The following is a 23,237-nucleotide window of genomic DNA, read 5'->3' as shown; positions in this document are numbered from 1 at the left end:
CGTCCGTGTCCCGGGGGTCCTCACACCAACACCGGCCAGCCTCCTCGCCGTGCGCTGCGCTGGGCTCATGGCCGTGCACAACCTCATCGCCTTCGGAAGGTCTTTCGTGACAGAAGCCCACCAGAACGGTGCCGACGTTCGCTCTCTCACCGAGGCCCTCATCGCTCATGCCCAGGGCGCCGGTGGCCAGCTCACGTCGGCCGAGGTCGCGCGCACGCTCGAGTCCGCCCAGGTGAATCCGGCTCAGGCCAAGAAGATCCTCCGCGGTCTCATGGACGCGGGCATCACCGTGGCCGTCGACGGGACGTCGAGCACCCGCCGCAAGGTCTCGGCCGCCCGGTCCGCGACGCCGGCCTCCAAGGCCACCACCGCCAAGGCCGCCGCCCCGGCCCGCAAGGCCGCGCCCGCCCCCAAGCAGGCCGCCACCGCACCCGAGGCCGGCGACGCCCCCGCCGCCCCGGCCAAAAAGGCCGCGCCCGCCAAGAAGGCTGCCGTCAAGGCCGCCCCCGGCAAGAAGGCCGCGCCTGCCAAGGCCGCCAAGCCGGGCGAGGAAGGCCCCGCCGACGGCGAGGAGATCGACCCCGAGGAACTCGCCGCCGAGATCGAGGACGTCGTCGTCGAGGAGCCGCCGGCCATGGTCGCGGCCGCTGCGACCGACGCCGCCAGCTCGGCCACCGACGGCGACTTCGAGTGGGACGACGAGGAGTCCGAGGCCCTCAAGCAGGCGCGTCGCGACGCCGAGCTCACCGCCTCGGCCGACTCGGTCCGCGCCTACCTCAAGCAGATCGGCAAGGTCCCGCTGCTCAACGCCGAGCAGGAGGTCGAGCTGGCCAAGCGCATCGAGGCCGGCCTCTACGCCGCCGAGCGCCTGCGCGCCTGCGACGAGGGCGAGGAGAAGCTCGAGCGCAACATGGAGCGCGACCTGCGCTGGATCGGCCGCGACGGCGAGCGGGCCAAGAATCACCTGCTCGAGGCCAACCTGCGCCTCGTCGTGTCGCTGGCCAAGCGCTACACGGGCCGTGGCATGGCCTTCCTCGACCTCATCCAGGAAGGCAACCTCGGCCTCATCCGCGCGGTCGAGAAGTTCGACTACACCAAGGGCTACAAGTTCTCCACGTACGCCACCTGGTGGATCCGGCAGGCCATCACCCGCGCCATGGCCGACCAGGCCCGCACCATCCGCATCCCGGTGCACATGGTCGAGGTCATCAACAAGCTCGGCCGCATCCAGCGCGAGTTGCTCCAGGATCTGGGCCGCGAGCCCACGCCGGAGGAGCTGGCCAAGGAAATGGACATCACCCCGGAAAAGGTCCTCGAGATCCAGCAGTACGCCCGGGAGCCGATCTCGCTCGACCAGACGATCGGCGACGAGGGCGACAGCCAGCTCGGCGACTTCATCGAGGATTCCGAGGCCGTCGTCGCGGTCGACGCGGTGTCGTTCTCGCTCCTCCAGGATCAGCTGCAGCAGGTTCTCCAGACGCTCTCCGAGCGCGAGGCGGGCGTGGTGCGGTTGCGGTTCGGCCTGACCGACGGCCAGCCGCGCACGCTGGACGAGATCGGCCAGGTTTACGGGGTCACCCGTGAGCGCATCCGGCAGATCGAGTCCAAGACGATGTCAAAGTTGCGACACCCGTCCCGGTCCCAGGTCCTCCGCGACTACCTGGACTAGAGGCATTCGGTCAACAAACAGTGCCCGAATGGTCACCACCCGTACAACAACGGGTGGTGATCAGACCGTTGTGCAGAAGTGATCGTTGACGTGGCACCCTTGGATCACGGCACACTTAGTCCAACGCGGTGTGACCTCGGTCCCCCCGGGGCACTGTGGGAAGGCTGCAACGGTGCAGGGTGTTGCACGATGGTGAGCAGTAGCCGAGGAACATGTTCATCGGTTCGAACAGAGGAGGAAGGCGATGACCCCGACTCTCACGCCGCCGGCGGGTAGTTTGGCCGGCACCGCAGCCGATGAACGGTGCGACCGCTGCAATGCAGCCGGGAAGCTCCGTTTGACCCTGGCTGGTGGCGGTGAGCTGGTGTTCTGCGGACACCACGCCAACCGGTACGCCGAGGACCTGGTGAAGATCGCAGTGCAGTACGCGGCGGACCCGGAGTTCACCTGGCGCGGCGCGGACATGATGTCTAACTCCAACTGAACAAGTCCGACCCCCCGAGCAAGACTCGAAAAGGGGCGCCCACGGTGTGGGGCGCCTCTTTTTCGCGTCTGCGCCGGGCCTCTCGCGGCCTCTTTTTCCCGTCTCTGAGGGCTTCTCGCGGCCTCTTTTCGACCCTCTGAGGCCCTTCTCGCGGCCTCGGAACCCTCAGAGGGTCTGGATGGTCGCGATGCGCTCCTCGAGCTGCTCGATGGTGGCCTGAGCGCTCGGCGGCCCGCCGCAGAGCCGGCGCAGCTCCGCGTGGATCTTGCCGTGCGGCAGGTTGGTGCGGTGATGATGCGCCGCGACCAGCGTGTTCAGCTGCCGCCGCAGGCTGTTGCGCCGCTCCCCCGCGGTCATCGGCGGCGGGGCCTCTCGTTGAGCCGGCGCCGCGGGCTCAGCCGCCTTACGCTTCTTCTGCGCCGCCAGCTGCTCGGCCTGCCGCTTGTTCAGCAGCACCGACACCTGGTCGGCGGTGAGCAGGCCGGGCAGCCCGAGGTATTCCTCCTCCTCGGCGGTGCCGGTCATCGCGCCCATGCCGAACGACGTGCCGTCGTAGATCACCTGGTCCAGCTCGGCCGTCGCCCCCAAGGCCTCGAACTGCTTCTCGAGCTCGCCCTCGGCATTCTCCTCCCGCTGGGCGCGCTCGAGCAGGTCGTCGTCCAAGCCGTCCTTCTGCTTCGGCAGGCCCAGCACGTGGTCGCGCTGCGCCTCCATCTCGCTGGCCAGCCCGAGCAGGTGCGGCACGCTGGGCAGGAAGACGGTCGCGGTCTCGCCCTGACGCCGTGCCCGCACGAAACGGCCGATCGCCTGGGCGAAATAGAGCGGGGTCGAGGCGCTGGTGGCGTACACACCCACGGCCAGCCGCGGGATGTCGACCCCCTCCGACACCATCCGCACCGCGACCAGCCAGCGCTCCTGCGAGGCGGCAAAGGTGGCGATGCGCTTGGAGGCGCCCTCGTCGTCGGAGAGCACCACAGTGGCCGGCTCCCCGCTGATCTCGCCGATCAATTTCGCGTACGCACGGGCCGTCTGCTGGTCGCTGGCGATGATCAGGCCGCCCGCGTCGGTCATGCCGTGCTCGCGCAGCTTGGTCAGGCGGGCGTTGGCGGCCCGCAACACCTGGGGCATCCAGTCGCCGCGGTGGTCGAGAGCCGTGCGCCAGGCCTGGGCGATCAGGTCCTTGGTCATCGGCTCGCCGAGCCTGGCCGCGAGCTCGTCGCCGGCGTTCGTACGCCACCGGGTCTCGCCCGAGTAGGCCATGAACAGCACCGGCCGCACGACCCCGTCGCGCAGCGCGTCGGAGTAGCCGTAGACGGAGTCGGCCCGCGAACGCTGCAGGCCGTCCTCGCCCCGCTCATAGGTGACGAACGGGATGGGGTTCTCGTCCGAGCGGAACGGTGTGCCGGTGAGCATGAGACGGCGTACGGCGGGCTCGAAAGCGCTCTTGACCCCGTCGCCCCAGCTCCGTGAGTCGCCGGCGTGGTGGATCTCGTCGAGGATCACCAGGGTCGGGCGGGTCATGGTGCGGCGGCGGTGCACGGCGGGGGCCATGCCGACCTGCGCATAGGTGAGCACGGCGCCGTGGAAGTCACGCGACGAGTGGACGTCGGAGTTACGGAACTCGTGGTCGAGCTGAATACCGACCCGAGCCGCGGCGGAAGCCCACTGCACCTTGAGGTGCTCGGTCGGGCAGACCACGGTGACCGCCTCGACGGTGCGGTCGGCGAGCAGTTCGGCGGCGATCCGCAGGGCAAAGGTGGTCTTGCCCGCGCCGGGGGTCGCCACCGCCATATAGTCCTCGCTGCGGCGGCGCAGATAGCCCACAAGAGCCTTGCGCTGCCAGTCACGAAGCGGCGGGAAGGTTTCCAGATCCGGCAGTGGCGGGCTCAAGCTGCGACGATCCTTCCCTCAAGAAAACACCCCCGGCACTGGACCGGAGGCGGCAACCAGCATAGCCGCGACGGCGGCCCCGCGCGGGTTACGGCGCAGCGACCGGAGCCGACCAGCGGCGGTACAGCGCCACCAGCCGCACACCCGTGATGAGCAGCGCCGACACGGTCATGGTGAACGCGTTGGGGACGTCCAGCCCGCGCAGGATCGTGACAAGAATCGCGCCGCCCAGGGCAGCGACGGCATAGATGTCACGCTGCAGGACCACCGGGATCTCGCCGGTCAGCAGATCACGGGCGAGGCCACCGCCGATCGCGGTGAGCATGCCGATCAGGCAGGCGCCGACCGCCGGGACACCCGCGTCGAGCGCCTTGATCGTGCCGGTGACGGTGAAAAGCCCCAGACCGGCCGCGTCGAGCAGCAGGACGGACCGGCGCCAGCGCGCCAACCGGGGGTGCAGCCAGAAAACGGCGAGCGACGCCGCGATCGCGGTCATCGAATAACGCCAGTCGCCGAATGCCAGCGGCGGCCCGGCGTCGATCACGAGATCGCGCAGGATCCCGCCGCCCAGCGCCGCGACGAACCCGACGAAGGCAATGCCGAACAGGTCCAGCCGTTTCGCGACGCCGGCCGAGGCGCCCGAGGCCGCGAAGACGGCGACACCGATCAGGTCCGCGGCGAGCAGACCGTCGGCACTGGTCAGTGCTGCATCGCTTCGTAGATCTCCTTGCACTGCGGGCACACCGGGGAACCCGGCTTGGGCGACTTGGTCACCGGGAACTTCTCACCGCAGAGCGCCACGACGAAAGTGCCCATGACCGCGCTCTCCGCGATCTTCTCCTTGCGCACGTAGTGGAACATCTCCGGCCCGGTGTCGGCGTCCTTGGTCTCCGGACGCTCCAGGATCTGCGTGCTCACGACATCTGCCCTTCGTCAACGTTCTGGGTCGTGCCGCCGGTCCCCCCGGCCCACGGCGGCCTAACGAAAGCTCCAACCCGCAAGTGTGGCACCTCGGGCCGGACCGGTCCAATGACCTGGTCCTCAGCAATGCGTCGGGCGCCGTACACCGGCTTCGCGACACCGTACGGTAGCTCTCGTGACTGACTTTGCGATTCGATACGGCGAGCACGTGACCCGTGCCCGCCGGGACGGCCGGCCGGTGGTCGCGCTGGAGAGCACGATCATCTCGCACGGCCTGCCGCACCCGGACAACCTGCGGGTGGCGCGCGAGATCGAACAGACCGTACGTGACCAGGGCGCCGTGCCCGCCACCATCGGCATGATCGGCGGCGAACTCGTCGTGGGTCTCGAAGACGCCCAGATCGAGCATCTGGCGCTGGCCGAGGGAGTGGCGAAGCTCTCGGTCCGTGACCTCGCCGTGGCCGCCGCCCGGCGTGCGGACGGCGCCACCACGGTCGCCGCGACCAGCGCGGTCGCCGCCGCCGCGGGCATCGGTGTGTTCGCGACCGGCGGCCTGGGCGGTGTGCACCGCGAGGCCAACGTCACCTTCGACGAGTCGGCCGACCTGACCACGCTGGCGAACACTCCGATCGTCGTGGTCTGCGCCGGTGTGAAATCGATCCTCGACGTCGGCGCGACACTGGAGCGCCTCGAAACCCTGGGCGTGGCCGTGGCCGGTTATCGCACCAAGCGTTTCCCCGGCTTCTTCATCACCGACGGCGGATTCGACGTCGACTGGGAACTCGACTCGCCCGAGCAGGTGGCTGACGTGATCCGCGCCCGCTCCGACCAGAACGTGGGCGCCGGCGCGCTGATCCTGGCCAACCCGCTCCCCGTCGACCAGCAACTCGACCCGGACCTGCACGACCGCACGCTCGCCGAGGGCCTGTCGCTGCTCGCCCGCGGCGGGGTCACCGGCAAGGCGGTCACACCGTTCCTGCTCAGCCACTTCCACGAGAGCACCGAGGGCCAAAGCCTCGCGGTGAACGTGCGGATCATCCTGCGCAACGCCGAACTCGCCGCTCAGATCGCGGTCGCCACCGCCAAGTCGGCCACGGCCCCGCTCGGCTTCTCTGCGTGATCATCGTCGTGGGCGACCTGGTCACCGACGTTGTGGTGACGCACGCCGGCCCGATCGAGCCCGGCTCGGACACCGCCGCCGCGATCACCGTGGGCGGCGGTGGCCAGGCCGCGAACACGGCCGCGTGGCTCGCCCACTCGGGCCGGGCGGTGACGCTGATCGCCGCCGTGGGCGACGACCCGGCCGGCCGCGAACGGGTGGCCGAGCTGACCGCGGCCGGCGTGCGCTGCGTCGTACGGGTCCACCCCGGGGCGGTCACCGGCAGCATCGTCGTGCTGGCCGGCCCCTCGGAACGCACGATGATCACCGACCGGGGCGCCTCGCTGCTGCTGGACCCGGACGACGTACAGGCGGCCGTCCTCGCCACCCCCGAGGCGTCCCACCTGCACCTTTCCGGCTATCCGCTGCTGCACGACGGCTCCCGGGCGGCCGGCTTGGCGGCCCTGGCAGCGGCCTCGTCCCGTGGCCTGACAACCAGCGTCGATGCCGCCTCGGCCGCGCCGTTACGCTCGGTCGGCGCTTCGGCCTTCCTGACCTGGGTACGCGACTGCGACCTGCTGCTGTGCAACGCGGACGAGGCCGACGTGCTCGCCGGTCCGGGCCCCGCCGCCGAGCAGGCAGGGAGCCTGACGTCTCACGTACGCAACGCGGTCGTCAAACAGGGCGGCGCCGGGGCCACCTGGGCCTCGCAAGCCGGCGGCCCGTACGCGATCTCCCCGGAACGCGTGCCCATGAAGGATCCCACGGGCGCGGGTGACGCTTTCGCCGCCGGTTTGCTGGCGGCGTGGCTGGCCGGCAGTTCCCCCGAGGCCGCCCTCAAGGCAGGCGCCCGGCTGGGCGCGGCAGCAGTCACCCAGATCGGCGCCCGCCCCACGCCGTAGCCCCACGACCACAGCCGCCCCTTGCCCGTGCCCAACCCACACGCGGCCGCACCCCGCCCCTGCCGCGGGCCGCCTGCTCCATCACGCCCTTAACGGTCGCACCCGGCGCACCGGACCCCCGCGGTTGGCCCTGCGACCACCCTTTGTGTCGCGTCAGCCCTGTCCGCGATCCCGGTCGCGGTCGCGGGGTTCGGCGGGGATCCAGCGTTCGCCGGTCTCGGTCGGCTCGAGGTCGATGGTCAGGTACTCGGTTGCCTCGGCGGAATGCTGCGGCAGCGTGACCTGCGGCTTCGCCTCGCGGGCGGCGGCCGAGGCAGCACGTTCGGCCTTGGTCCTGGCCGGCCGGTCGTTCGCGATCAGCACGGCCGCCCACGGCAGGAACACCATGCCCAGCGCGCACAGGATCAGCCAGAGCGGCAGCAGCGGCGGGCGAGCGCTCACCAGGATCGCACCGATGACAACGCACGCGGCGCGGATGCTCATCATCGTCACGTAGCGGATCTGCCGGCTACGAAACTGATCGTCCGGACTGCGTTCAGCGTTCGTGATCAGAACCGCTCGGTCCGGTTGCTTCTTCACGATGGGATCTCCGATCGACTCCCCATCCTTGCACCGTTCGTGCCGGCACGCCCAGCGCGTCTCCGACCGAAGCCGCTCCCCCTCACATCACGGCAGCCTGCGACGGTTCAGGCCTTGGCGGCGGCCTTCATCTCCTTCTTGTAGGCGCGCACCTTGCCCAGCGACTGGTCGTCGACGATGTCCGCAACCGACTTGAACGAACCCGCCTCGCCGTAGCCACCGGCGGCCTCGCGCCAGCCCGCCGGCTGCACCCCGTACTGCTTGCCGAGCAACGCCACGAAGATCTGCGACTTCTGTTTGCCGAACCCCGGCAGCGACGCCACCCGCTTGAGCAGCTCGGTGCCGTCGGCGACACCGGTCCACAGGTTGGCGGCGTCCCCGTCATACCGGTCCACCAGAGCCCGGCAGACCTCCTGAACCCGCACCGCCATCGCCTTGGGGAACCGGTGCAACGCCGGCGGCTTCGCAAAGATCGCGATCAGCTCGTCCGGGTCGTACTCCGCCAACTCGACTGCCGTCGGCGCGTGCCCGAGGCGCTGAGCCAGCACATAGGGCGAGCTGAACGCCTTCTCAAGCGGGATCTGCTGGTCGAGCACCATGCCGATCAGCAGCGCCAACGGATCGTGGGAGAGTAGTTCGTTGGCCTCAGCGTCAATCGGCAGCGAAAGCGTCATAGCGCTCATCTTCGCAGGTCGCGCCCTCCCTTCACCAACCTCCCGCCTACGCCGCTGACAAGACCCGCAATCACCGCAATCCGTTCCCACAGGCAGCGCCGCCGTCACCACAGCCGCTCCCGTCAGAGACATCGCCATCACCGGAAACCACCCTCACAAGCGGCGCCGCCAACCGCCGCGGACCCCCTCACAGGCAGCACCGCCGTCACCACAGCCGCTCCCGTGAGAGACATTTGCCATCACCGCAAACCACCCCCGTAAGCGGCGCAGCCCCCTCACAGGCAGCGCCGACGTCACCGCAGGCCACTCTCGTAGGCGGCGATCACCAGGTGGGTTCGATCGCGCCCTCCGAGCTTGTTGAGCAGCCGGTTGATGTGCGTCTTGACCGTGGACATGGTGACCCCGAGCCTCACCGCGATCTGATCGTTGGAAAGCCCCCGGGCCACAAGCACCAGCACCTCACGCTCGCGGCCGGTGATCTGCGGCAGCGGCGTCACGGGCCGCTCGGGCGCCGCGACGTAGGCGTCGATCAACCGGGCCAACGGCGCGGGAGCGATCAGCCTGTCCCCCGCCACAACGCTCCGGATCCCTTCGATGAGGTCGCGCGGCATCACGTCCTTGAGCAGGAACCCGCTGGCCCCGGCCCGGAACCCGCCCATCACATACTCATCCAGGTCGAACGTGGTCAACATGATCACTTTGGTTTCGATCGCATGCGGCCCCTGGCAGATCGCCCGCGTGGCCTCGACACCGTCCATGTCCGGCATCCGCACATCCATCAACAACACATCGGGCTCTTCCCGGCGGGCGACCTCGACCGCCTGCCGTCCCGTGCTCGCCTCCCCCACGCAGATGAACCCCGGTGTGTGATCGATCAGCAGGCGAAAGCTCCCCCGCACCAGCGCCTGATCGTCCGCAAGCACCACCCGAATCTCGTGTCCGTCAGGCGCAATGCCTTGCGCGTCCCCCCGATCGCCGGCCCGCTCCGAAATCATGGTGCGTACCTCAGGGTCGCCGTGACCTTCCACCCGCCGTCGGGCGTCGGACCCGCCTCGAACTTCCCGCCGAACTGCGCTACCCGCTCACGCATGCCGATCAATCCCTGCCCGACCGGGCCCCCTCCTCCGGACAACAGCCCCCGCCGGTCGCGCACAGGACTCTTGGGTGGCCCCTCCCGGGCGACCGGCCCAGCGGACCCGACGCCGACCGGCAGCAAGGACCCCGCTCCCGCGCCGGCATCGATGACTTCGATGCTCACCTCTCCGGGGTGGCCCACCACCGCAACGCGGCAGGTGGTGGCACCCGAGTGCTTGACCACGTTGGTCAGCGCCTCCTGCACCACCCGATAGGCGGAGAGCGCCACATCGCTGGGCAGCCCCTCTTCCACACTCATCTCGAGATCCACCGTGATTCCCGTCGAACGCGCGCCGTCCACCAGCCCGGGCAGGTCGGCCAGGGTCGGAGCGGGTGTCAGCGTCGCCTCCGCGCGCACCAGGGCGAGGGCCCTCCTGATCTCCCCCAGCGTCTGTCGGCTCGTGGTCCCGATCACGCGTAAGGCGGCGCGCATCTCCTCCGGACGGTCGTCGCCGACATGGTCGGCCACTGCTGCCTTGACCGCGATCATGCTCATGCTGTGGGCGACGATGTCGTGCAGCTCCCGGGCCAGGCGAAGCCTTTCCTGCTCAACGGCGAGAGCCGTGGCCTGCTCGGCTCGGGAAGCAGCGTGCGCACGGCGTTCGCGCACTGTGCGGCCGGTCGCCCAGCACGCCGCCGCCATCCACCCCACGACCACGAGTTCGAACGGCTTGGACGTGGCCGCGAACGACCCCACCAGGACCAGCACACTTACCAGCACGACCGGGATCGAGCGCCGGCGAGGAAGCTCGACACCGACTGTGTAGAGGATCAGGCCCAGCGCCGTGATCGGCGCCACGCCAGCATAACTCGGGATTGCGCCGCTGCCGACCGCGAACGACGCGACGACCAGGACCGCGATCGTCATGACGGCCGGCCACAGACGACGGAAAGCAACCGGGAGGCCAAGAGCCAGCCCGATCAACGCCGACGCCCAACCCGGCTCGGCCCAGCCCGCCTGGGTGGCGGCCGGGGACTCGATGGCGGCATACCAGCCGAACCCGGCGGCCACCGAAGCCAGCAGCACGTCGATCGCGAGCAGCTGACCGCGGGTGAGCCTCCGGATGAGGAAGGAAGGCGATGCTGCAGTCACGCGAGCGACGTTAGCGAGCGGGGACGGCCCGTCGCGTCAAACCACGGTTCGATTTTCGGCGGCATTTTCACCGAACCACGGGTTGACGACATGCGCCCCGGAAATCGCGAGGCTTTCCGCCATGACGAAACCGATGCTTTCGATCAGGGACCTCCGGCGGGAGTACGACGCCGGTTCAAGCCGGGTGATCGCGCTCGACGGCGTCACTGTCGACCTCACCGCGGGCACCTTCACGGCGGTGATGGGCCCCTCGGGTTCGGGCAAGTCCACACTGCTGCATTGCGCCGCCGGTCTCGACCGCCCGACGTCCGGCGAGGTGACGCTCGACGGGGTCCGGCTGGGCGATCTCGACGAGACCGGCCTGACGCTTCTGCGGCGCGAGCGGATCGGCTTCGTGTTCCAGGCGTTCAATCTGATCTCCTCACTGACCGCCGCGCACAACGTTGCCCTTCCCGTTCGGCTGGCCGGCCGCCGCATCGATCAGGCCGCCGTCATGGCCGCGCTCGACGAGGTCGGTCTGGCCGATCGTGCGCAGCATCGCCCGGTCGAGCTCTCCGGCGGGCAGCAGCAACGCGTCGCGATCGCGCGTGCCATGGTGACCCGGCCGGCCGTGATCTTCGCCGACGAGCCGACGGGAGCGCTCGACAACCAGACCTCCCGTCGCGTGCTGGAGTTGCTGCGCGACCTGGCGACCGGCCGGGGTCAGACGATCGTCATGGTGACGCATGATCCGGTGGCCGCGGCCGTTGCCGACTCGGTGCTGCTGCTCACCGACGGGCGGCTCGTCGACCACCTCGACGGCGCCTCGGCCGAGGCGATCGCGTCCCGCATGGCCCGAGCGGAGGCGACATGCTGAGACGCCACGACGTGAGCGGTGTGCTGACCCGGTTCAGGCTGGGCGGCCTGCTGACACGGTTCAGGCGGGGCGGCCTGCTGACACCGTTCAGGCCTGGCCACCCGCGGACACGCTTCAGGCGGGGCGACCTGCTGACACGGCTCAAGTGGAGCCGCCCGCCGACACGGCTCAAGCGCGGTGACCTGCTGACGCGGGACCGGCTCGGTGCGTTCGTCGCTGTCCTGTTCGGTACGGCGGTGGTCACGTCGACCCTCACCCTGCTGGCCTCGGCCGTGCCGGAACGCCCCGAGCGGTTCGCCGCGGCGGCGGTGGTTGTGCAGAGCCCCGCGGTGTCCACCCCGGCCGATCCGTTCCCCGAGCCGAGACCGTGGTCTTCCGACGGAGCGGAGAAACTGGCCGCCCGGCTGTCCGGCGTCGCAGGAGTGGAGGCGGTCGTCGCGGACAGGCGCTTCTACGCCCAGCCGGTGCTCTCCGGCCGTCCGATCCCCGAGATTCAGGAGGGGTACGGGTGGTCGAGCGCGGCGCTTGCCGGCGACACGGTGATATCGGGGCGCCCTGCCACTGCCGCCGGCGAAGTTGTGCTCGGCAAAAGCCTGGGTGTTCCGGCCGGCGGCACCGTGACGGTCTTGACCGCGACGGGTCCGGCGACATGGCGGGTGACCGGGTTGATCGAGGCCTCCCGTCTGTACGTCGCCGATACCGACGCCCTCCGGCTCGGCCCCGGCGTACGGGTGCTCGGGTTGCTCGGAACGCCTGATCCCGAGGATGTGCGTGCGGTCGTGGACGGCGCGAAAGTGCTGCACGGAGCCGCGCTGGGCGGTCTTGAGCCGCGGGCCGATGCCCGTACGCGATGGATCGGCATGCAGGTGCTCAGCGCGATGGCGGCCCTGTCCGCGTTCTCGTGTGTGTTTGTGATCGCGTCCACGCTGGCGCTCTCCGTCCATCAGCGGCGCCGTGAGATCGGGTTGTTGCGAGCGGTCGGAGCCACACCCCGGCAGGTGAGGTTCGCCGTCCTGCGTGAGGCGGCGACGGTCGGCCTGGCTGCTGGGGCCGGCGGCGCGGCGCTCGGCCTGGCGCTCTCGCCGTGGGTCGGCGGTGTGCTGGTCGACGCGGGGTTCGAGCCCGAGTCCTTTCATGTACGGGTGCGACTCTGGCCGGTGCTCGCGGGTGTCCTGATCGGAGCACTGGTTGCGATCGCCGGCGGGTTGGCGGCGGCACGGCGAGCTGCTCGGGTACGACCGCTCGACGCGCTGCGCAGCGCCGAGGTGGAGACCCGGCCGATGACCCGGATGCGTTGGGTCGCCGGCCTGGTGTTCGCGGTGATCGGCATCGCGGCCGGGATCGCGACGGTGGTGACGGATGACCTGGCCGACCTCGGCGCTTACGCGTTGCTCGGTGCCATGGCGCTCGTGGTCTCGGCCGCGCTGCTGTCGCCGGCGGTGGTGCCGCTGATAGTGCGGGCAATACTGCGGCGGGCCGGCACTGCGGTGGGCACGGTGATCCGGGAGAGTGCGCTGGCCGGGGCTCGGCGCACCGCGTCGACGGCTGCGCCGGTGCTGCTGACCGTCGCGTTCGCGGTTTTCATCGCGGGCAACGTGCAGACCGCGGAGCGGGCCTACGCCGACCGGCGTGCCGGGGCCACCACGGCCGGGACGGTGCTCGTGCCGGACGGAACGCCAGGGCTGGCTGACTCGGCGGCCCCCACGGCGCCCTTGTTCACCACCGTCTACGTCAACGAAACGGTGCTGACCGCGGCAGGCCTACCACCTGCCGGCTCCAGCAGCGCTGATGAGACACCGGCGCCGCCACCAGCCTCGCAGGTGACCGGCGCCAGAGGCACTGACGGAACCACCGGCACCAGCGACTCGAACGAGGACAGCAGCGCCGATGGTGATTCCGACGCGAGCGGCGCCGGCGGTATTCCGCCTGGGCCGGATGGCATCGTGCTCAGTCGGTCGCGGGCCGCGCAGCTGAGCAGTGCGGTTGGAGAGTCGGTGGTCTTCGTCCTGGCCGACGGACAGCCGCAGCGTTTGCGGGTGGTGGCGATCCGGCCCGACGACGAGATGCCGGCTGATGTTCTGCTCGCCCGTGCGACCGTACGGCGGCACGATCCTTCCGCGTTGGCTCCGGCACTGCCGGTCACGGGCGGGGCGGTCACCAAGGCACCGGTGGGTGGGCGGTTTGTCGACGTAGCGACCTACGCGCGCGAGTCCGGGTCGGACGAGGATCGGCTGGTATGGATCTTCACACTGCTGCTTGTCGGGGTGTCGGTGGGTTATGGCGCGCTCGCGGTGGCGAACACGCTTTTCATGGCGACCGGGCGGCGGGCGAACGACTACCGGCTGCTCCGGCTCGCGGGGGCCACCCGGCGTCAGGTGCTGGTGACCGTTGCGGGTGAGTCGGCCCTGGTGGTGCTGATCGGTTCGGTGCTCGGCGGGGCGGCCGCTGTGCTCGCGCTGTGCGGCAGTGCCGCCGGGTTCAGCGAGCAGACTGGGACCTCCGTGGCGGTCGTGATGCCGTGGGCCGTCGCGACCGTTGCGGTGGCGGTGTGCCTCGTGTTGGCCCTGGTGAGCAGTGTGATTCCGGCCAGGGCTCAATTGGCGGGTGCCGGCGCCGTTCAGGAGCGAGCATGATGGCCGTGCGACGTGTCACTGGGTTTACTCCGAGCCGGCCGGGGCACGTTGGGTGCCGCCGAACTGTCGGGAGGGCAGAGTAATGAGCGACTCGCAGGAGAACATCGAGAAAGAGATCCTGGGCAGCGACTACGGTCCGGGTGCCCTGGAGGAACCGGGGACCTACCGGCCCGACAAGGGTGACGACGACCCCGGCCTGTCGAGCACGCTCGCGGCGGGCACCGACACCGAACAGCTCCGGGACGGCGGGCCGCCGCCGGAACACGGGGTGATGACCACGACCGGCGGGAACGCGGGGCCGAACAGCTTCCGGGCACAGCCACGCTCCGGTCCGGGCGTCGCCAACACGACGACCGGTGACGCCACAACCGGCGCGATGCAGACTCCGGTGGACAGCTACACCAGCGATTCCAGCAGCAACGCGGTCGACTGACCCCACCCACCGGACGGCCGCATGCCGCCGTGGGCATGAGTGGATGCGATCTGGTGCTTGCCGGCCGGCTTCGGGTCGGGGGACCCGGCGGTGAACCGCGCGGCGCAGACCGACCAGCTCGTCCGAGGGCGGTGTGCGGGTCCCTCGATGGCGGGTTGTGGGCTACCGTCACCGGCGTGAGTGGTGTGCCGGGGACGGGGGCTTTGGGGGAACCGTTCGCGTTCGGGCGGGAAGCTGACGTCTACGCGCTGGGTGATGGCAAAGTTCTCCGGCGGTATCGGGACGGCGGGGACGCCGCGCCCGAGGCGCTGGTGATGCGGCATGTGGGCCGGCACGGGTTTCCGGTGCCTCGGGTATTTGCGGCGGATGGACCTGACCTGATTCTCGAGCGGCTCGAGGGGCCGACGATGGCAACCGTGCTGCTCGACGGGAGCATGTCGATCCACGACGGCGCGGCGATCCTGGCTGAGCTGCTGGGGCGGCTCCACGCGCTGCCCTCGCTCGCCGCCGATGCCCGGCCGCTTGCCCACCCCGACCAGCCCGCGCCACCCTCACACGCCGCCCACGCCCGGCCGCTTGCCCACCCCGACCAGCCCGCGCCGCCCTCACACGCCGCTGATGTGCGGTCGGTTGTCCACCTCGACCTGCATCCGGAGAACGTTGTCATCACGGCGGGCGGGCCGGTGGTGATCGACTGGCGGAACGCGCGGGACGGGGTGGCCGACCTGGACACGGCGTTCACGGCGTTGATCCTCGGGCAGGTCGCGACCGGGGCTATCGCGCATCCGATCCAGGATCGGGCCGGTGAGATGCTCGACATCTTCCTCGAGCTTGCGCCCGGGGATCCGCTTCGCGCGTTGGACGAGGCGGTCGAGATGCGGTCACGGCAGAACACGCTGTCGGTGGGCGAAATCGGCATGTTGCCCCTGGCGGCGGCACGCGTACGAGGGGTCGGGAAGTAGATGCGCGCACTGGTGCAAACGGTCGGCCGGGCGAGTGTGACCGTCGACGACGAGGTCACCGGCAAGATCGAGGACGGGCTTCTGGTGCTGATCGGGGTGACCCACGACGACACCCCGGCCAAAGCCGCCGAACTTGCCCGCAAGACGTACGAGTTGCGCATCCTGGACGACGAGGCTTCAGCGGCCGATCTTGGGGCGCCGCTGCTCGTGGTCAGCCAGTTCACGCTGTACGGCGACGCACGCAAGGGGCGCCGCCCCACCTGGAACGCTGCCGCGCCGGCCGAGGTGGCCGAGCCGCTCGTCACGGCGTACGTAGAAGCCTTGAGATCTCGCGGCGCAACCGTGGAGACCGGTCGGTTCCGCGCGCACATGCTGGTCGAGAGCGTGAACGTGGGGCCCCGAACAATTCTGCTCGAGTTGTAGGGAGCCCCACTCCGGGTCAGAAGAACAGGCCACGCCGCTGAGCGGATTGCCGCAGCCAGTTGTCGAGCTGGCCGGCCCAGTCCACCTGGTCGACGGTCGTGTAGTCGACATCGAAGCGGCCGAACGCGTCGCGGCCCTCGGTGAACATGCCGCCCCGCTTGTCGATCTCCAGGATCACCTGGAGTTTTTGCGGGGTGGCCAGGAACGTGAGCTCGAGCTGGTTGATGCCGCTCGCGTAAGCCGACGGCGGGTAGAACTCGATCTCCTGGTAGAACGGCAGTTGCTGCTGCACGCCGTAGACCCGGCCCCGCTCGACGTCGGCCTTGCTGAATCGGAAGCCCAGCCGCAGCAGCGCGTCGAGAATGCGCTCCTGGGCGGGCAGCGGGTGCACCATGACGGCATCCAGGTCGGACTTGTCGACGGCCCGCGCCACCTCGAGCTCCGTGGCCAGGCCCATCGTCATGCCGTGCAGGCGTTGCCCGTACACCTCGGTGATCGGGGTTTCCCACGGCACGTCGAACCGGAACGGAACGTCATAACGCGCACCGGGGTCAAGACGGAACGAACCGGTCAGACGTTGCCGGTGGAATTCCTGGTTGGTGCTGTATTCGCTGTCGCTGCTCTCGACTTCGACGCGAGTCATCAGGCCAATTGCCACATATTCGACATCGACGGCGTGGTCCCCGCCGACGACGTGCACCTGGCCCTCAAGGAATCCGCCGGGCCTGCAATTGGGGTTGGCCAGCACAGTCTCGACCGACGGGCCGCCGACTCCCATTGCCTGCATCAGTTTTTTGAAGACCACTGAACCATCTCCTCGTTGAGGGCGTTTGGGGAACAGTATCGGCGCGCAACACGCGGCGAGTACCGGCAAACCGGTCACTTGTCGGCTTGGCGACGTCAGGGTTCTCCCTGATTCATGCCACCTGGACGCTTGCCTCACCTCGGCTTAACGCGCTCCGGGCCAAGCTATCGATCACCGGCACGCAAGGGCTGGGAACGCACGAGACGGCAATCAGCGGGGAGGGGACTGAAAGGTGGTCCTGCAGATGAAGGCGTCGGAGTCCAAGGCGGCGGTTGCCGTTGAGAACAGCATGACCGATGGTGTCGAGCTCCTGACCGACCTGGACGCTACGGACGAGCGTGGCGTTTCCGCCGACCTGGTTCGTGCGTACCTCAACGGCATCGGCCGCACCCGGCTGCTGACCGCGGTCGAAGAGGTCGAGCTGTCCAAGCGGATCGAGGCCGGCCTGTACGCGGAGGAGAAGCTCCCCGAGGCAGCCGAAGACCTCATTCCCCTCCTGCAGATCATCGTCGCGGAGGGCAAGGCCGCCAAGAACCACCTGCTCGAGGCCAACCTGCGGCTCGTCGTGAGCATCGCGAAGCGCTACACCGGGCGGGGCATGGCCTTCCTCGACCTCATCCAGGAAGGCAACCTCGGCCTCATCCGCGCGGTCGAGAAGTTCGACTACACCAAGGGCTACAAGTTCTCCACGTACGCCACCTGGTGGATCCGCCAAGCGATCACCCGTGCCATGGCCGACCAGGCCCGCACCATCCGTATCCCGGTGCACATGGTCGAGCAGGTCAACCGCATGGTCCGCAGCCGCCGCGACCTGGCCGCCACGCTCGGCCGCGAGCCCAGCATCGCCGAGATCGCCAAGGCCATGGACGTTCCGGAGTTCCAGGTGATCGAGCTGATCTCGTACGACAGGGAGCCGGTCAGCCTCGACCAGGCGGTCGGCGAGGACGGGGAAAGCGCGCTCGGCGATTTCGTGGCCGCGGTCGACCACACCCAGCCGGGCGCCGGCGCTGCCCAGGGCGAGCTCCGCAGTGAGGTCGAGATCGTGCTGGCGACGCTGAGCGAGCGCGAGTCGGCCGTCATCCGGCTGCGCTTCGGTCTCGACGACGGCCGCCAGCGCACCCTCGACGAGGTCGGCCGGGAATTCGGGCTGAGCCGCGAGCGCATCCGTCAGATCGAGAAGGTCACCATGCTCAAGCTCCGTGACCCCGAGCGCGCATCCCGCCTCGAGGCCTACGCGGGCTGACCCGCCCCGAACACTTCGACCACCCGGCGCCCGCGAGGGTCGACCGGGTGGTCCCTCGTCAACACCCCTTACCCGTAGGGGGTGATCATGGGCTGCGCAGACGACGAGGACCCGTGTCGGGGCGACGGGCGGGGTCACCGACCTCAGTGGCCGCGTGCAACACCGAGAAGCCGTCGGGCCGGGCCAGAACCGGGTTGAGCGAGAGGCCGCGCAACCGGGGGTGGTCGTCGGCGAGACGGCCCACCCTCAGCAACAGGTCGATCAGCGCGGCGCGGTCAACCGGTTCCGAACCGCGATAGCCGTGCAGCAAGGGCGCCGCGCGCGGCTCGTCGACCAGCGCCTCGGCCGCCCGATCGGTCAGCGGGGCGGCCCGCCAGGCCAGGTCGCCGAGCAACTCACTGGCCACACCCCCGAGCCCGAAGCCCACGATCGGCCCGAAGGCGGGATCTTCCATGACCTCGACCCGGCAGGCCACCCCCGCACGCACCATCGTCTGCACGAGCACCTCGGGACCGAACGCTCCGGACAGCTCCGCGTAGGCCGAGTGCACGTCCTCGTCGTCGGCCAGCGCGAGCCGGACAGCACCGAGATCGATGCGATGCCGCAACGCACCACCGGCCGCCTTGAGAGCGACCGGGTAGCCGAGCGTCTCCGCGGCCGCGATCGCCTCGTCGGCGCTGGTGGCCAGGGTGGACGGCACCACGTCGATGCCGTAGGCGGCCAGCAGCTCCGCCGGCGGCACGTCGAGCGAGGCGGCGTCGGGATCCACGTCCTTGAGCACCGGCAGCCGGCCGGGCGGACGGCGCAGCCAGTCGGCATACGTCGCGACGCGGGCGAGGGCCCGAACCGCTTCCTCGACGGACGGGTAGGACGGGACCCGCGAGGGCAGGCTGCCCAGCAGGAACGTCGCAACGGTCGGTTTCTCGCCGGCCAGGGCCACACTGGCCAGCGCGGCCGCGAAGTCGGCGTCCTCGTCGGCGAGCTGGCCGGGCAGCGGCGGCGCGAACACCACCACCAGGGCATCGGCTCGGACATCGACGGCGGCGTCGGCCAGCGCGTCGGCGAAGTCGTGCGCCCCGCCCTGCGGGCTGATGTCGAGCGGATAGCCCTCGGCGACGGTCAGCCCGTTGGCCCGGCAGGCGGCCACGGCCAGTTGGGACAACGCCGACGAGTTGCCGACCACGGCCACCCGGCGGCCGGTGGGCAGGGGCTGGTGGGCCAGCAACAGGCCGACGTCGAACATTTCCCGTACGGTGTCGACCCGGATCACGCCCGAGCGGGCGAACAGCGCGGTGACCGCGTGCACGTCGGGGCCGGGCAGATTGCCGGCCAGGCCGGCCGGGCGGGTGGCCGACGAGACCGCGACAACGGGTTTCACCCGGCTCATGCGGCGTGCCAGACGGGCGAACTTGCGTGGGTTGCCGAACGTCTCGAGATAGAGCATCACGACGTCGGTGCCGGGGTCGTCCTGCCAGTACTGCAGGAGGTCGTTGCCGGAGACGTCGGCCCGGTTGCCCGCGGAGACGAAGCTGGACAGGCCCAGGCCACGGCGGTCGGCCTCGGCCAGGAGCGCGACACCGAGCGCACCGCTCTGGCTGAAGAACCCGACCCGGCCGGCGATCGGCAGGCGTGGGGCGAGGGTCGCGTTGAGGCGTACGGCGGGGTCGGTGTTGGCCACCCCCATGCTGTTGGGGCCGACCACGCGCATCCCGGCCGCATGGGCCTGCTCGATCAGGGCTCGTTGCGCGGCGGCGCCCTCGGGACCGGTCTCGGCGAAACCCGCTGACACCACCACCAGGCCGCCCGCGCCACTGGCGGCGGCGTCGGCCACCGCGGCGGCGACACCCTCGGGCGGCACGGCGATCAGGGCGAGGTCGACGTTCACACCCGACTCGGTGACCTCGGTGGCGGAACGGTAGGCCCGGAGCCCGCCCACCCGGCCGGCGCTGGGGTGCACCGGCACGATCGGACCCGGGAACCCGCCGTCACGCAGGTGACCGAGCATGGCCGCGCCGATGCCCTGGCCGCTGGCGCTGGCGCCGTAGACGGCGACGCCGCGCGGGGAGAGCAGGCGGGCGATCGAGCGGGCCTCGGTGAGTTTCTCGCGTGACTCCTGCACCTCGCGGGATTTCTCGGTGGGCGCGATCGGGAAGCTCAGGTGCACCACGCCGTCGGCGTACTTGCGCTGCACCTGATAGCCGAAGTCGCTGAAGACGCGGAGCATGCCGGCGTTCTCGGGGAGGACCTCGGCGACGAAGCGGGTGATGCCGTTGGCCTGGGCGGCCTCGGCGAGATGTTCGAGCAGGACCGAGCCGATGCCGCGGCCCTGATGAGCGTCCTCGACGACGAACGCCACCTCGGCCTCGGGCGAATCGGGGCCGAGGCGTTCGTAACGGCCGACGGCCATGATGCGCGAGCCGCTGACGATTACGAAGGCCTCGCGGTCGTGATGGTCGACGTTGACGAAACGCGCGAGGTCGCGCTCGGGGATGCGGGGATAGGGGGAGAAGTAGCGCAGGTAGCGGGTGCGCTCGCTCATGCGGGAGTGGAACTCGACGATGGCGGGGGCGTCGCTCGGACGAATCTGTCTCAGGTGGACGGCACTGCCGTCGGAGAGCAGAACGTCAGCGCTGATGTCCACGCTTCTCCTCCTCACTGCAGGGCAATCGGGGCGCGGTCAGTCGCGGGGGTCGTGGGGGTCGAGGCCGTGCAGGGGGAACACGGCCATGCGGCTGGCCAGGATCGCTCGGTCGACCGGGTCGGGGGTGGTGCCGGGTTGCCAGTGCTCGACCGCGGGTTCGACGCCGTCGGTCATCGTCTCGGGGATGGTGGCCCGGGGGCAACGCTCGGCGGCGAACTTGCGCCAGGGCATGGGGGTCGGGGTGGCCGGCTCGATCGGCGCGCCGGTGACCGTGGCCAGCAGGTGGGCCCAGGCGCGGGGAACCACCTCGACCAGCGCGTAACCCCCGCCGCCCATCGCCACCCAGCGGCCGTCGCACAGCTCGTCGGCCAGGTCGCGCATCGCGAGATAGGCCGCACGCTGGCCGTCGACCGAGAGACGCAGGTCGGCCAGGGGGTCGAGGCGGTGGGCGTCGGCGCCGCACTGGCTGAAGATGATCTCGGGGGCGAACGCGCGGAGCACCGAGGGCACGATCGCATAGAAGGCCCGCAGCCAGGCGGCATCGCCCGTGCCGGGCGGGAGCGGGATGTTGACCGCCGAGCCCTCGGCGCCGGGGCCGCCCGTCTCTTCGACGAAGCCCGTGCCGGGGAAGAGCGTGAGCGGCGTCTCGTGCAGGCTGATCGTCAGCACGCGGGGGTCGTTGTAGAAGGCGGCCTGTACGCCGTCACCGTGGTGGACGTCGACATCCACATAGGCCACCCGCTGGGCGCCCTGGTCGAGCAGGCGGGCGATGGCGACCGCGGGATCGTTGTAGACGCAGAAGCCGGAGGCCCGGCCCGCAAGGGCGTGATGCAGACCACCGGCCACGTTGACCGCCCGGGTGGTCGTGCCGTGCCAGACAGCCTCGGCGGCAGTGATGGTCGCCCCGCAGATGCGCGCGGAGGCCTCGTGCATGCCCTCGAAGACCGGGTTGTCGTCGGTGTTGAGACCCCAGCCGTGGAAGAACGGGTCGAGCGGCGCATGCCGGACGGCGTCGAGATAGTCGGCGTGATGCACCCTGGTCAGGTCGGCGTCGGTGGCCGGCTCGGGAGTGACCATGCGCACCCCTGGGCGGTCGAGGACCCCCAGCTCACGAGCGAGCGCCATGGTCAGCTCGACCCGCACCGGGTTGAGCGGGTGCTCGCCCATGTCGTAGTCGAGCAGCGCCCGATCCCACACCACCGTGGTTGTCCGATCCACCATGACGGTCATGCTGCCACGCCCCACCGACGCTTTTTGTTCGCGGCACTTGCCCGGAAGGTCGGGTAGGCTGCGTGCACCTGCTCGGGGCGGCTGTCAACCCCCGGCGACGAGGTATTATCGCTGCTGGGAGGGCCGCACTGTGAACAAGCTCGTCATCAGCCCGGCCACGTCCAGTTTCGGGGCGAGGCCGGCGGTCCGCCGAGGCCGCTGGGAGGTCGGAGCATGAAGGCGTCACTGCACAACCATGACCTGATCGACACGACCGAGATGTATTTGCGCACCATCCTCGAACTCGAGGAAGAGGGTGTGCCGCCGCTGCGGGCACGCATCGCCGAGCGGCTGCACCAAAGCGGTCCCACGGTCAGCCAGACGGTCGCGCGCATGGAGCGTGACGGCCTGCTGACCATTGAGAACGACCGGCATCTGGTGCTGACCGAGGACGGCCGCACCACCGCGGTGGCCGTCATGCGCAAGCACCGGCTGGCCGAGTTGCTGCTGGTCAACGTCATCGGCATGCCCTACGAGGAGGCCCACGAGGAGGCCTGCCGCTGGGAGCACGTGATGAGCGACTCGGTCGAGAAGAAGGTCTACGAGCTCCTCAACAAGCCGACCCGATCCCCGTACGGGAATCCGATCCCTGGCCTGGATGCGTTCGGCGCTGCCGACGAAACCGAGCAGGCCGAGAACCCCGGCGAGCGCAACCTGGCGTTCCCCGGGCTCACCGGCAGCGTCGTGGTGCAGCGCATCTGCGAGAGCGTGCAGACCAACGCCGACGTGCTGCGCCAGCTGCACGCCGCCGGCATCGACCCGGGCACGACGGTGACGGTGGCTCAGGAGCGCGACGGGGTGACCATAGACCGCTCGGGCGACAAGATCCGCCTGCCGCGTGAGGTCGCGTCGCGGGTGTTCGTCGCGGCCCACTGACCGCCGTTCGAGACGTCCTCAGCCGTCCGTCGTGTCCATCGCTTTGGCGAGGGCGATGAGCTTCGGGTTCATCGCGGTCACGGCGGCGGCTGTCGCGTTCGCGGCGAAGGTGAAGCGCAGCGTCTGCAACTGCTTCGCGTCGCTGAGCCAGCCGATCTCGACGATCGGCCCGCGACCAGCCGCGGGCGGGGTGTAGAGCCGGTACGCCGCCTTGCCGAGCCCCTTGAGGGTGGTCGACTTGGCCGGCTTGAGGTCTTTGAGGAACTGCGCCGGGCTGGCCTTCGTGCTCTCCACCACCGACAGCATGAGATCGGGATAGTCGGCGGCCGCGGTCTGCACGACGCACGTCGACGTGTCGGCGACCTGGTCGGAGGCGGCCACGTCGAACGCGACGCCGATTTTCTCCTCGATGAAGGCGTAATCCCAGAGGATGCAGGCGCCGCCGGCCGAGGCCGCGGGCTGCTTGACAACCTTGACCGGTGGCGGAGCCGCGTCCACCTCGTCGTCGCGATTGTCACAGCCGGTGAGGGCGAGCAGCAGGGCCACTGCGACGACGAGCGCACGCACCAGAGGATCCTCCCGAGAGATTCGGGGCATACCGTACTGGCGCGACAGGGCCTTGTCTAACTTGACACTTGACGTCAAGCGCCG

At 70.0% G+C, this 23,237-nt stretch carries 22 protein-coding genes; 11 read left to right on the top strand and 11 right to left on the bottom strand.

The window, feature by feature from the left end:
• Positions 1-106: 106 nt before the first annotated feature.
• Both C8E87_RS22755 and C8E87_RS22750 read left to right on the top strand, forming a co-directional pair.
• Positions 107-1,669, top strand: a complete 1,563-nt coding sequence (locus C8E87_RS22755; protein ID WP_133874973.1) for an RNA polymerase sigma factor — start codon at positions 107-109, stop codon at positions 1,667-1,669.
• Positions 1,670-1,913: 244 nt separating this feature from the next.
• A complete protein-coding gene (locus C8E87_RS22750) occupies positions 1,914-2,153 on the top strand; it encodes a DUF7455 domain-containing protein (protein WP_133874972.1) in 240 nt (79 codons plus the stop codon).
• A 165-nt stretch (positions 2,154-2,318) separates the two neighbouring features.
• Here C8E87_RS22750 and C8E87_RS22745 read toward each other — a convergent pair whose 3' ends face one another.
• The 3 genes from C8E87_RS22745 to C8E87_RS22735 form a co-directional block, all read right to left on the bottom strand.
• Positions 2,319-4,043, bottom strand: a complete 1,725-nt coding sequence (locus C8E87_RS22745) for a DEAD/DEAH box helicase (RefSeq protein ID WP_133874971.1) — start codon at positions 4,041-4,043, stop codon at positions 2,319-2,321.
• An 88-nt stretch (positions 4,044-4,131) separates the two neighbouring features.
• Positions 4,132-4,746, bottom strand: coding sequence for a trimeric intracellular cation channel family protein (locus tag C8E87_RS22740; protein ID WP_133877009.1), 615 nt, complete (start codon positions 4,744-4,746; stop codon positions 4,132-4,134).
• Entirely contained in the window at positions 4,743-4,961 is a 219-nt protein-coding gene (locus tag C8E87_RS22735; protein ID WP_133874970.1) for a DUF3039 domain-containing protein, read from the bottom strand. The genes C8E87_RS22740 and C8E87_RS22735 overlap by 4 nt, the downstream gene beginning before the upstream one ends.
• Positions 4,962-5,139: 178 nt before the next feature.
• On the opposite strand from C8E87_RS22735, the gene C8E87_RS22730 reads away from it, so the two are divergent.
• Both C8E87_RS22730 and C8E87_RS22725 read left to right on the top strand, forming a co-directional pair.
• Positions 5,140-6,084, top strand: a complete 945-nt coding sequence (locus C8E87_RS22730; protein ID WP_133874969.1) for a pseudouridine-5'-phosphate glycosidase — start codon at positions 5,140-5,142, stop codon at positions 6,082-6,084.
• A complete protein-coding gene (locus tag C8E87_RS22725; protein ID WP_239079880.1) occupies positions 6,081-6,965 on the top strand; it encodes a carbohydrate kinase family protein in 885 nt (294 codons plus the stop codon). Before C8E87_RS22730 ends, C8E87_RS22725 begins: the two co-directional genes overlap by 4 nt.
• Before the next feature lie 153 nt (positions 6,966-7,118).
• Here the strand turns inward: C8E87_RS22725 and C8E87_RS22720 are convergent, their stop codons facing one another.
• The 4 genes from C8E87_RS22720 to C8E87_RS22705 form a co-directional block, all read right to left on the bottom strand.
• Positions 7,119-7,544, bottom strand: a complete 426-nt coding sequence (locus tag C8E87_RS22720; RefSeq protein ID WP_133874968.1) for a DUF3099 domain-containing protein — start codon at positions 7,542-7,544, stop codon at positions 7,119-7,121.
• Positions 7,545-7,651: 107 nt separating this feature from the next.
• Entirely contained in the window at positions 7,652-8,218 is a 567-nt protein-coding gene (locus C8E87_RS22715; protein WP_203720442.1) for an HhH-GPD-type base excision DNA repair protein, read from the bottom strand.
• Between the two features lie 293 nt (positions 8,219-8,511).
• Positions 8,512-9,213 carry a response regulator gene (locus C8E87_RS22710; RefSeq protein WP_133874966.1) on the bottom strand — a complete coding sequence of 234 codons (702 nt, stop codon included), beginning with the start codon at positions 9,211-9,213 and terminating at the stop codon, positions 8,512-8,514.
• A complete protein-coding gene (locus tag C8E87_RS22705; protein ID WP_133874965.1) occupies positions 9,210-10,445 on the bottom strand; it encodes a sensor histidine kinase in 1,236 nt (411 codons plus the stop codon). The genes C8E87_RS22710 and C8E87_RS22705 overlap by 4 nt, the downstream gene beginning before the upstream one ends.
• 121 nt (positions 10,446-10,566) lie before the next feature.
• On the opposite strand from C8E87_RS22705, the gene C8E87_RS22700 reads away from it, so the two are divergent.
• From C8E87_RS22700 to dtd, 5 genes are all read left to right on the top strand, one after another.
• Positions 10,567-11,301, top strand: a complete 735-nt coding sequence (locus C8E87_RS22700) for an ABC transporter ATP-binding protein (RefSeq protein WP_133877007.1) — start codon at positions 10,567-10,569, stop codon at positions 11,299-11,301.
• Positions 11,295-13,934 (top strand): ABC transporter permease, encoded by a 2,640-nt coding sequence (locus C8E87_RS22695; RefSeq protein ID WP_203720441.1) that lies wholly within the window; start codon positions 11,295-11,297, stop codon positions 13,932-13,934. Before C8E87_RS22700 ends, C8E87_RS22695 begins: the two co-directional genes overlap by 7 nt.
• A gap of 82 nt (positions 13,935-14,016) precedes the next feature.
• Positions 14,017-14,367: a hypothetical protein gene (locus C8E87_RS22690; RefSeq protein WP_133874964.1), complete on the top strand. Its 351-nt coding sequence runs from the start codon at positions 14,017-14,019 to the stop codon at positions 14,365-14,367.
• A gap of 176 nt (positions 14,368-14,543) precedes the next feature.
• Positions 14,544-15,329, top strand: coding sequence for an aminoglycoside phosphotransferase family protein (locus C8E87_RS22685; RefSeq protein ID WP_166661211.1), 786 nt, complete (start codon positions 14,544-14,546; stop codon positions 15,327-15,329).
• Positions 15,330-15,752: a D-aminoacyl-tRNA deacylase gene (gene dtd, locus C8E87_RS22680; protein ID WP_133874962.1), complete on the top strand. Its 423-nt coding sequence runs from the start codon at positions 15,330-15,332 to the stop codon at positions 15,750-15,752.
• A 16-nt stretch (positions 15,753-15,768) separates the two neighbouring features.
• Here the strand turns inward: dtd and C8E87_RS22675 are convergent, their stop codons facing one another.
• A complete protein-coding gene (locus C8E87_RS22675; RefSeq protein WP_133877005.1) occupies positions 15,769-16,557 on the bottom strand; it encodes a sporulation protein in 789 nt (262 codons plus the stop codon).
• A gap of 289 nt (positions 16,558-16,846) precedes the next feature.
• On the opposite strand from C8E87_RS22675, the gene sigB reads away from it, so the two are divergent.
• Entirely contained in the window at positions 16,847-17,800 is a 954-nt protein-coding gene (gene sigB, locus C8E87_RS22670) for an RNA polymerase sigma factor SigB (protein WP_133877004.1), read from the top strand.
• 85 nt (positions 17,801-17,885) lie between these two features.
• On the opposite strand, the gene C8E87_RS22665 is transcribed toward sigB, so the two are convergent.
• Together C8E87_RS22665 and C8E87_RS22660 are read right to left on the bottom strand one after the other, a co-directional pair.
• Positions 17,886-20,441, bottom strand: coding sequence for a bifunctional acetate--CoA ligase family protein/GNAT family N-acetyltransferase (locus C8E87_RS22665; protein ID WP_133874961.1), 2,556 nt, complete (start codon positions 20,439-20,441; stop codon positions 17,886-17,888).
• Positions 20,442-20,477: 36 nt separating this feature from the next.
• Complete coding sequence (locus C8E87_RS22660; RefSeq protein ID WP_438866099.1) at positions 20,478-21,662, bottom strand: acetoin utilization protein AcuC; 1,185 nt, start codon at positions 21,660-21,662, stop codon at positions 20,478-20,480.
• A gap of 222 nt (positions 21,663-21,884) precedes the next feature.
• Between C8E87_RS22660 and C8E87_RS22655 the strand changes: the two genes are divergently transcribed.
• Entirely contained in the window at positions 21,885-22,586 is a 702-nt protein-coding gene (locus C8E87_RS22655) for an iron-dependent transcriptional repressor DtxR (protein WP_133874960.1), read from the top strand.
• An 18-nt stretch (positions 22,587-22,604) separates the two neighbouring features.
• On the opposite strand, the gene C8E87_RS22650 is transcribed toward C8E87_RS22655, so the two are convergent.
• Entirely contained in the window at positions 22,605-23,153 is a 549-nt protein-coding gene (locus tag C8E87_RS22650) for a hypothetical protein (protein ID WP_239079879.1), read from the bottom strand.
• Positions 23,154-23,237 lie beyond the last annotated feature (84 nt).

Origin of the sequence: Paractinoplanes brasiliensis (assembly GCF_004362215.1) — a bacterium.
Lineage (GTDB): Bacteria > Actinomycetota > Actinomycetes > Mycobacteriales > Micromonosporaceae > Actinoplanes > Actinoplanes brasiliensis.
This window is presented reverse-complemented; position numbering and strand designations above follow the sequence as displayed.

Coding starts and splice junctions, on each gene's coding strand:
- C8E87_RS22750 (WP_133874972.1), top strand. CDS start 1,914: ATGACCCCGACTCTCACGCCGCCGGCGGGTAGTTTGGCCGGCACCGCA.
- C8E87_RS22715 (WP_203720442.1), bottom strand. CDS start 8,218: ATGACGCTTTCGCTGCCGATTGACGCTGAGGCCAACGAACTACTCTCC.
- C8E87_RS22710 (WP_133874966.1), bottom strand. CDS start 9,213: ATGATTTCGGAGCGGGCCGGCGATCGGGGGGACGCGCAAGGCATTGCG.
- C8E87_RS22700 (WP_133877007.1), top strand. CDS start 10,567: ATGACGAAACCGATGCTTTCGATCAGGGACCTCCGGCGGGAGTACGAC.
- C8E87_RS22695 (WP_203720441.1), top strand. CDS start 11,295: ATGCTGAGACGCCACGACGTGAGCGGTGTGCTGACCCGGTTCAGGCTG.
- C8E87_RS22690 (WP_133874964.1), top strand. CDS start 14,017: ATGAGCGACTCGCAGGAGAACATCGAGAAAGAGATCCTGGGCAGCGAC.
- dtd (WP_133874962.1), top strand. CDS start 15,330: ATGCGCGCACTGGTGCAAACGGTCGGCCGGGCGAGTGTGACCGTCGAC.
- sigB (WP_133877004.1), top strand. CDS start 16,847: ATGACCGATGGTGTCGAGCTCCTGACCGACCTGGACGCTACGGACGAG.
- C8E87_RS22660 (WP_438866099.1), bottom strand. CDS start 21,662: ATGGTGGATCGGACAACCACGGTGGTGTGGGATCGGGCGCTGCTCGAC.
- C8E87_RS22655 (WP_133874960.1), top strand. CDS start 21,885: ATGAAGGCGTCACTGCACAACCATGACCTGATCGACACGACCGAGATG.